This window comes from Tepidanaerobacter sp. GT38 (genome assembly GCF_021991635.1).
Classification (GTDB): domain Bacteria; phylum Bacillota; class Thermosediminibacteria; order Thermosediminibacterales; family Tepidanaerobacteraceae; genus DTU063.
Genome location: NZ_JAFFJA010000010.1, coordinates 46,086 through 54,864 on the forward strand (window position 1 = coordinate 46,086; position 8,779 = coordinate 54,864).

The 8,779-nt window shown below is 41.9% G+C and carries 7 protein-coding genes; all 7 read left to right on the forward strand.

What is annotated here, in order from left to right; genetic code table 11:
• The 7 genes from JT739_RS02160 to JT739_RS02190 all read left to right on the forward strand — a co-directional run bounded on the left by JT739_RS02160 (position 1) and on the right by JT739_RS02190 (position 8,570).
• On the forward strand, positions 1–1,629 hold the full coding sequence (locus JT739_RS02160) for a spore germination protein (RefSeq protein ID WP_237659446.1): 1,629 nt from the start codon (positions 1–3) through the stop codon (positions 1,627–1,629).
• On the forward strand, positions 1,622–2,725 hold the full coding sequence (locus JT739_RS02165) for an endospore germination permease (protein WP_237659447.1): 1,104 nt from the start codon (positions 1,622–1,624) through the stop codon (positions 2,723–2,725). The genes JT739_RS02160 and JT739_RS02165 overlap by 8 nt, the downstream gene beginning before the upstream one ends.
• Complete coding sequence (locus tag JT739_RS02170; RefSeq protein WP_237659448.1) at positions 2,718–3,941, forward strand: Ger(x)C family spore germination protein; 1,224 nt, start codon at positions 2,718–2,720, stop codon at positions 3,939–3,941. The genes JT739_RS02165 and JT739_RS02170 overlap by 8 nt, the downstream gene beginning before the upstream one ends.
• A 31-nt stretch (positions 3,942–3,972) precedes the next feature.
• The gene (locus JT739_RS02175; RefSeq protein WP_237659449.1) at positions 3,973–4,197 is read left to right on the forward strand and encodes a hypothetical protein; all 225 of its coding nucleotides are present in this window, start codon (positions 3,973–3,975) and stop codon (positions 4,195–4,197) included.
• 90 nt (positions 4,198–4,287) lie between these two features.
• On the forward strand, positions 4,288–5,889 hold the full coding sequence (locus JT739_RS02180; RefSeq protein WP_237659450.1) for a CTP synthase: 1,602 nt from the start codon (positions 4,288–4,290) through the stop codon (positions 5,887–5,889).
• Between the two features lie 226 nt (positions 5,890–6,115).
• Complete coding sequence (locus JT739_RS02185; RefSeq protein ID WP_237659451.1) at positions 6,116–7,384, forward strand: methyl-accepting chemotaxis protein; 1,269 nt, start codon at positions 6,116–6,118, stop codon at positions 7,382–7,384.
• 97 nt (positions 7,385–7,481) lie between these two features.
• On the forward strand, positions 7,482–8,570 hold the full coding sequence (locus JT739_RS02190) for a peptidoglycan bridge formation glycyltransferase FemA/FemB family protein (protein ID WP_237659452.1): 1,089 nt from the start codon (positions 7,482–7,484) through the stop codon (positions 8,568–8,570).
• Positions 8,571–8,779 lie beyond the last annotated feature (209 nt).

The following is an 8,779-nucleotide window of genomic DNA, read 5'->3' on the forward strand; positions in this document are numbered from 1 at the left end:
ATGTTTGGCTTTATTAATAAAATAAAAAATATATTTAGCAGACAAATCTCAGAAAATGAAGATATAAAAATTGAAAAGAGCAGCGAAAATGTTTTGTTGTCCTCAAATCTTGACGAAAACATCAAATACCTAAGAAGCGTATTTGACCGCTGTAACGATGTGGCCATGAGGAGCTTTCAGATAAATGCTGAGGAGCCCATTGACGGGTTTTTGATATACATTGACGGCATGATTGATGAAAAGCTTACTGCTACCAATGTACTGCGTTCACTACAGCTTAATCCCGCCATTCTGAAAGGTCAAGAAATAAACAGATCCAATGCTTTCAATATAATTAAGGATAGTTTTTTGAGCACCACTGAGGTGCACATCGTAAATGATATGACCAAAGTGGTGGAAAATATATTATCGGGACAGGCTGTCCTGTTAATTGAGGGCACACCCCAAGCCATTGTTTCAAGTGTCAGACAAATGGAAGACCGTAGTGTGGAAGAGCCCCAATCCGAGCCCCTTGTCCGCGGTCCAAGAGATGGCTTTGTAGAAAGCCTTCGCACAAACACTACACTGATACGGCGCCGCCTCAAAACCTCCCGCCTTAAAATGGAAATATTTAAAGTGGGCACACTTAGCCAAACTGACGTGGCTGTAATTTATATCGACGGCATTGCAAATGACAAAATAGTAGATGAAGTTAAGCGGCGAATAAAACGCATAGAAATTGACGGAGTCCTTGAGAGTTCATATTTGGAAGAATTCATTGAAGATGATCCAAGCTCGATTTTTCCCCAGGTAAATACTACGGAGCGCCCTGACCGCATGTGTGCGTGCCTTCTGGAAGGCCGTGTGGGCATACTGGTTGACAATACACCTATATGCCTGATAGTACCTGCTACATTTCTGCAGTTTCTCCAATCACCGGAGGACTACTACAATAGATTTCCCTATGCTACTTTTACGCGAATTTTAAGATTCGTAACCATGAACATAGCCCTTTTGCTTCCATCAGCTTATATTGCAGTGCTAACCTTCCATCAAGAGATGCTGCCCACCCCTCTTTTAATTTCCATTGCAGGGCAGCGGGAGGGAGTGCCGTTTCCTGCTTTTCTTGAAGCGATTATGATGGAAATGGTGTTTGAATTTTTAAGGGAAGCCGGTGTCCGCCTGCCAAGGCCTATCGGTCAGGCAGTAAGTATCGTAGGGGCCCTCGTTATAGGTCAAGCGGCAGTCAGTGCGGGCCTCGTAACTTCTGCCATGGTTATGGTGGTGTCTCTTACTGCCATAGCCTCCTTTACCATTCCTACTATAAGCGGCTCCTACGCCGTCCGCATTTTAAGGTTTCCCATGATGGTTTTAGCAGCATCCTTTGGCTTATTTGGCATAATGGTAGGCTTAATGGCCATATTGATACATGTTTGTACTTTGCGCTCTTTTGGAGTGCCATATATTACACCTTTAGCCCCCTTTAGTTCCAGTGATTTTAAAGACAGTTTTATTCGAATGCCCTGGTGGGCAATGATAAGACGGCCTAAATTTATGGGGTTACAGGACAGCAAGCGTCAAAAGTTGGGTCAAAAGCCCGGCCCCTCTCAAAACAAAAAAGACGACAAAGGAGGGAAAAGTGGTGCTTGAAAAGGGGAAAGTTAGCAGCCGACAAGGGGTACTGTTACTTACCTTTACGGTGGTCGTATCAACAGCAGTTCTAACAGTGCCTGCCATTACGGCAGCTGCAGCAGGTCGCGATGGGTGGATTTGCACTCTTGTTGTGGCTACAGTTTATGGCTTACTCACTGCCTTGGTAATCATAAAATTGTGGCAAAGATTTCCCAACAAGACGATAATCGAATACTCACAAATTATTGCTGGCCCTTTGGGAAAAGTAGTTGGAGCCGCTTATATCCTTTGGTTTATCCATATAAATTCTGTAGTTGTACGGGAATTCGGAGATTTTATCCTTACATCATTTATGCCGGAGACGCCGCTAATTGCCTTTAATATTATTCTCCTTTTTCTGGGTGCCTGGGCTACAAAAAGCGGCCTGGAAGTTATATGTCGTGCCAACGAATTTATCTTTCCCCTTTTTACTTTGTCCATTGCCGGAGTATTTCTTTTAGCAATGCAAGAGGCGGATTTTTCAAATCTGCTGCCGGTTATGGAAAACGGCATAAAGCCAATCCTTAGAGGATCTTGGGCACCCATGGCATGGCGAGGGGAAATTATTGTGGTTTCAATGCTTTTGCCTTATGTAGATGACTCGGATAATGTCGGAAAATACCTGGCATATTCGGTGATTATTATAGGAATTATCCTCACATTTGCCACTGTGTTTACGACTGCAGTAATAGGAGAGCTCACGAAATATCTCACTTTTCCCTTTTTTGAGCTAGCAAGGTGTATAACTATTGGGCGGTTTATTGAACGAGTGGAAGCGCTGGTCTTAGTAATGTGGGTAGCGGGAGTTACCATAAAAGTTGCAACTTTTTTTTATATAGCATCTTTGGGAACAGGTCAGCTCCTTGGCCTTTCTGATTATCGTCCTGTAGTGCTGCCTCTAGGGCTTCTTTTGGGAGTGTGGTCACTGGAGCTTTTTGAAAGCTCAATCCAGTCAATCCAGTGGCTTACTGAAGTGTTTTCATTTTATGCTTTTGTTTTTGAATTAGGTATTCCATTGGTCTTATTAATAATCGCTGTATTGACCAAAAAAGGAGGCCAGCAAAAAAGTGGGTAAGCGTTTCGTAACAATTCTCATCATTGTGTTTATCTTGTTTTCTTTTACTGGGTGCTGGAGCAGAAGAGAAATCGAAAAATTGGCCATGGCTACGATAATTGGAACTGATAAGGTAACCATAGACGGTCAGGACAAGTGGTTGATAAGTGCAAATATGATAAAACCCCGTGATTTAGCCAGTCAAGGCCCTTTAGGGGGAAATGGCAGTGGAAGTGACAAACCGACAGTGCTGGTATCAAGTATCGGAGCTACTGCCTGGGAGGCGGGGCGAAACCTGGCTGCACGCCTGCCCCGCCGGGAATATATTTCCCATGCAAATATTTTTGTAATTGGTGAAAGATTAGCTCGGGATGGTGTCGACCAAATCATAGACGTCATTTTGCGTTCAAAAGATATTCGCCTGAATACCTGGGTTTTAGTTGCTAAAGGTCAAGCTTTGGATATATTGGAGACAGAGCCGGAATTCGAAGAACTGTTATCCCAAGAAGTCATGGGTATTGTTCAGAATCAACCTGTTGCGAGCAAAGTTTTTACAATAGATATTAAACGCTTTGCAAATCAACTAATCACCCCAGGACAGGATGCAGTGGCATCTTGCATAGAAATCTTTGAACGCAAGGAGGAGGGGCAAAGCCAGCCTGGAAATAGTTCGGACAAGGGCAATGGTCAAAAGGCGGTTCGCTTAGGTGGCACCGCTGTCTTTAGAAAAGGCAAATTGGCAGGTTGGCTGAATGATGAGGAAACTAAGGGATATTTATATGGGATTGGAAGAGCAAGGCAAGGTATAATATCACTTAGTGTACACGAGCTTGATAAAAAAGATGTGGCCTTTGCCATGACAAGGGCCAGCAGCAGGATAGTGCCTAGGGTAGAAGGTGATGAGATTTCTTTTATTATAGATATAAAAGCGGAAGGTGATCTTCAACAACATGATGATACAAGGCCTATAGCAAGGCCCGATGTCATAAAAGCCGTTGAACAAAAGGCGGCCCATGAAATAAAAGCCTTGGTAGAGAATGCCCTAAACAAGGCTCAAAATGAGTTTGAGGCAGATATATTTGGTTTTGGCAATCGCTTGCACAAAAGGTATCCTCAATTTTGGAAACAGATACAGCAAGATTGGCGCGAAATTTACCCTGATATTAAAGTGACGGTGAATGTAGAGGCTAAAGTCCGCCGCACAGGCATGATTACGGATACGCCTGCTGTCAACTAGTTTATTTATCTTTGTAAAGTAGGGGATTATATTGGCATTGTTAATTATAACTGTTATCATAATCCTGATATTGGAACTGCCATACCTTATAAAAAATCAAATGAGGCGCGAACTGGCAGTTTTTAGCGCAATTTTAATTATAGGAGCTGTGTACGGCATATTTCATATTTTTCAACTCCATTATTTAAATCCAACTAATATAACCCAAAGTATTTTTAAGCCCCTTTTTGATACCATTGACGGCTTGTTAAAATAGAGACTGTTGCTATTGACAACCATACTTGCAAATGACTAAAATAAATTGTATGAGACTTGTGCTCGGAAAATTTTAAGGAGGATTTTGTTCATGTCAACAAAGTATATATTTGTTACAGGAGGCGTAGTATCTTCGCTGGGCAAGGGCATAACGGCAGCCTCTTTGGGGAGGCTCTTAAAAAGCAGGGGTCTATCTGTTACCATGCAGAAGTTTGACCCCTATATTAATGTGAACCCAGGCACAATGAGTCCTTACCAGCACGGTGAAGTATATGTTACAGATGACGGCGGTGAAACCGATTTAGATGTGGGCCACTATGAGCGCTTCGTAGATATAAATCTTACCAAAAACAGCGATACGACTACTGGGGACATATATTGGTCAGTCATTACTAAGGAACGTCAAGGTGGATATAACGGCAAAACGGTGCAGGTCATACCGCATATAACAAATGAAATAAAAGAGCGCATCATCAGGTTGGGAAAAGAGTTTAACGCAGATGTTGTAATAACCGAAATCGGCGGCACAGTGGGCGATATTGAAAGCTTGCCCTTTTTGGAAGCCATAAGGCAGATGAAGACTGAAGTAGGCCGTGACAATGTCCTCTATATCCATGTAACTTTAGTCCCATATATATCATCAGCTGGTGAATTAAAGACCAAACCCACTCAGCACAGTGTAAAGGAACTTAGAAGCATAGGTATACAGCCTGATATCATAGTTTGCCGCTCCGAACGGGCTTTGTCCCAGGATGTAAAGGATAAGATAGCCCTCTTTTGCAATGTGGAGCCTGAGTGTGTCATTCAAAACTACGATGCTGAAACTATCTATGAAGTGCCTCTCATACTTAAAGCTGAAGGCCTTGACCAAATCGTAGCTAAAAAACTGGGCGTAGATGGCATGAAATCTGAGCTTTCCGAGTGGGAAGAAATAGTAAACAAAATAAAGAATCCCACAAAAGAGGTAAATATAGCATTAGTGGGCAAATATGTTGAACTGCACGATGCCTATCTTAGTGTGGTCGAAGCCCTTTGCCACGGCGGAATAGACAATAATACCAAGGTCAATATAAAATGGGTCCATTCGGAAAAACTGGAGAAAACACCAAATCTAGCTGAGGTTTTTGATGGCATAGACGGTATAATAGTTCCCGGAGGCTTTGGACAGCGGGGAATTGAAGGAAAGATAATGGCTATAAAATACGCCAGGGAAAACAAAATTCCGTTTTTCGGCGTAGGAATAGGAATGCAGTGTGCAGTAGTTGAATTTGCTCGGAATGTATGTGGCTTAAAAGATGCCTATACCACCGAAGTAAATCCTGACACACCACATCCTGTAGTAGATTTCCCCAAAAAGGCACAAAGCGAAGATGTTGCCGCTATGCGCTTAGGCAGCTTCCCGTGCAGGCTATCGGAAAACACCAAGGCAAGAGTAGCCTATGGCAGTGAATTAATACATGAGCGGCACCGCCACCGTTATGAGTTTAACAATGACTATAGAGAGACCTTAGCCCAATACGGGATGGTCTTCTCAGGAATTTGCCCTGATAATGATTTTGTGGAAATCATTGAGCTACGAGATCACCCATGGTTTTTAGCAACTGTATTTCATCCCGAGTTTAAATCGCGGCCAAACAACCCCCATCCCCTATTTAGCAACTTTATAAAGGCAGCTTTAAATAGCCGCTCTTAAGATGAATTTAGGAATAATATCAAATCAATTTTAATATCATAAGTATATAAAAAAGGCAGACCTTCTATAGGGTGGCCTTTTTTATTTTTCCAAAGTCTTAATTTCCACATTTCGACAATTTCCCAGGAAATTAGCAGGAAAAGACAAACATTTGTCGTAATATAAATTATAAAATTTATGTAATATTTGTTAATTCTATGCAAATATTAATGTTAGGAGGAGCATTATGAAAGGCATTCGAGTGCGAGTCGTACTTGGAATCATTCTTCCCACAATGTTACTAGTGGCGGCGTCTTTGGCAGGGTACACATACTATTTCCACGCAGGAGATCTGTCAAATCCGATAAATCTTTCGGCAATAGCAATAGCCGCTTTAGTCTCAGGTTTTATATCTTTATTGATTTCAAAGAGAGCTTCACGTCCTCTTAAGGCCCTCGGACAGAGCCTTGAGGCCATAGCACATGGTGACTTTACCGTAAAGGCCAAAGTCATAGGTGCTGACATGGGGTTACTTGTGAATGCATATAATGAATCCTTGGAAAAGGCAAGGAGTATCTTAAAAAATGTAAAAGATACAACTGATGAAATCATATCTACAACCGATCATATAGAACAAATAGCGCAGCAAAGCCAAGAAACTTCATCAACATACGAAAGTGCTGTGAGAGAAAGCTTAGCAAAGAGTTCCGAGAGCATAAACCAAATGCATACTCTTCTAGATAACATAATGGACATGCTGTCTCAAATGAGTGCAGGTGTCGAGCAAATTGCTGCAAATTCATCAGAGACGGCGGCTACTGCAGCAGAAACATCTCAGCTTGCCCATTCCGGAAAAACCGCCATCGAACAGGTTGCACTGCAAATGGAAAAAATCAGGGAATCCAGCAATTATACTTCAGATGTAATAAAATCTTTGGGAGAAAGCTCTGAGACCATAGGCCAGATCGTAGAGACAATTACAGGTATTGCAGACCAGACCAACCTTTTGGCACTAAATGCCGCCATTGAAGCTGCCAGAGCTGGTGAGCAGGGGCGCGGCTTTGCAGTTGTAGCTGATGAGATAAGAAAACTTGCAGAGCAATCCGGCGAGGCTGCAAAACAAATAGGAGAGCTAATTGCCACAGTAATAAATGAAGTGGAAAAGGCCGTAAAGGCCAAAGATAAAGGATCAGCCAATGTAGAAAAAGGCATAGAAGCTGTAAAAGAAGCATCTGCTGCCTTTGAGAAAATCTTGAGTTCCGTGACCGATGTGGCGCATCAGATGCAGGAAATTTCTGCAGCCACACAGCAAATGTCTGCATCAGCTGAAAACACCACTCAAAACTTTAATAAGATAGCTGATTTTAGCAGAGATAATACCAACCTGGTACAGGAAATGGCTGAATCTGTTAAAAAACAGCACGCGCTCCTTGAAGAAATTGCAAGCTCTACTAATAGACTAAAACAAGGTGCGGATAAACTAGCTCAGGTTATGAATGGGATAAAAATCCAGTAACATCTTATTTAATCCCCGCGCAAATCCTGTACAAATCGTGTATAATTATAATTGTATTGATTAAGGAACTAAAATATTTCGGAGGTTATACATTATAATGGAGATAAAAATCATAAATCAAGAGGAGAAAGACCTGTTTAATCATTTCATGGCGTGGGGACCAAAAGGCCATGTACTCCAGTCCTATGAATGGGGCGAGGTAAAGCGACATACTGGTTGGGAACCTATAAGGCTGCTTGTAATTGACAAGGACAAGCCCATAGCGGGAATCTCCATATTAAAACGCAGGCTTCCCATTCCGGGCTTTAATAAATGCATCTTCTATGCACCGAGGGGCCCGGTAGCCGATTATACAGATAAGGATACTTTAAAGTTTTTATTTTCAAAAGTCAAAGAACTTGCCAAAAAACACGGGGCTATCCTTTTAAAAATAGATCCGGATATAAAAGCGCCTAATGAAACGGTGGTGAAAAACCTCCGTTCACTGGGCTTTACCCCTTTAGACTCAGGCAAAAATTTTGAGGGAGTCCAGCCTAAATTTGTATTTCGCCTTGACATATCAAAGCCCTTGGAAGATATAATGGCTGCCTTTCACCATAAGACCCGATACAATATTCGCCTTGCTTCACGCAAAGGCGTTACGGTAAAAGTAGGCAATCGAGAGGATTTAAAACCATTTTACGAAATCCTCGAAGAAACATGTATAAGAGACAAATTCTTAGTAAGGGGCTTTGACTACTTTGAAACACTGTGGGACGAGCTGGTGGAAAAGGGGCTGGCCCGACTTTTCATGGCCGAATATAATGGAAGATATGTTGCAGGCACCTTGGCCTTTATCTTTGGCGATAAGGCCTGGTATATATATGGAGCTTCATCAAATCAGGACAGAAACGTCATGCCCAACTATGCACTTCAGTGGGAAATGATAAAGTGGGCAAAAGAAAACAACTGCACCATGTATGACTTTCGTGGCGTATCCGGAGACCTTTCGCCTGACAATCCCCTTTACGGCTTATATAGGTTTAAAAAAGGCTTTAGCGGTGAATTTACCGAATTCATCGGAGAATTTGACTTGCCAATTTCGCCGTTTTTCTACTACTTATGGGTGCATATCATACCGGCTTACAGGAAGTTTAGGGGCAAAGTGGTCAATTTCTTCCGCAGCTTAAAAAAATCAAAAACTTAAAGGCAAACAGGGGCAACACATGCCCCTGTTATTTGTCTACGGCAAAAAGAAGGACTTTTTAACAACACATCGAATACATAATACATTGTCGAGTTAAAGCATGTCATATTACACGAAAAAAGCCATATAATGAAATATACAGCGGATATTCTGCTTTAAACCATTATTACATTTATATTACATTTCCGCCATAGTGTAAAATAATTGTA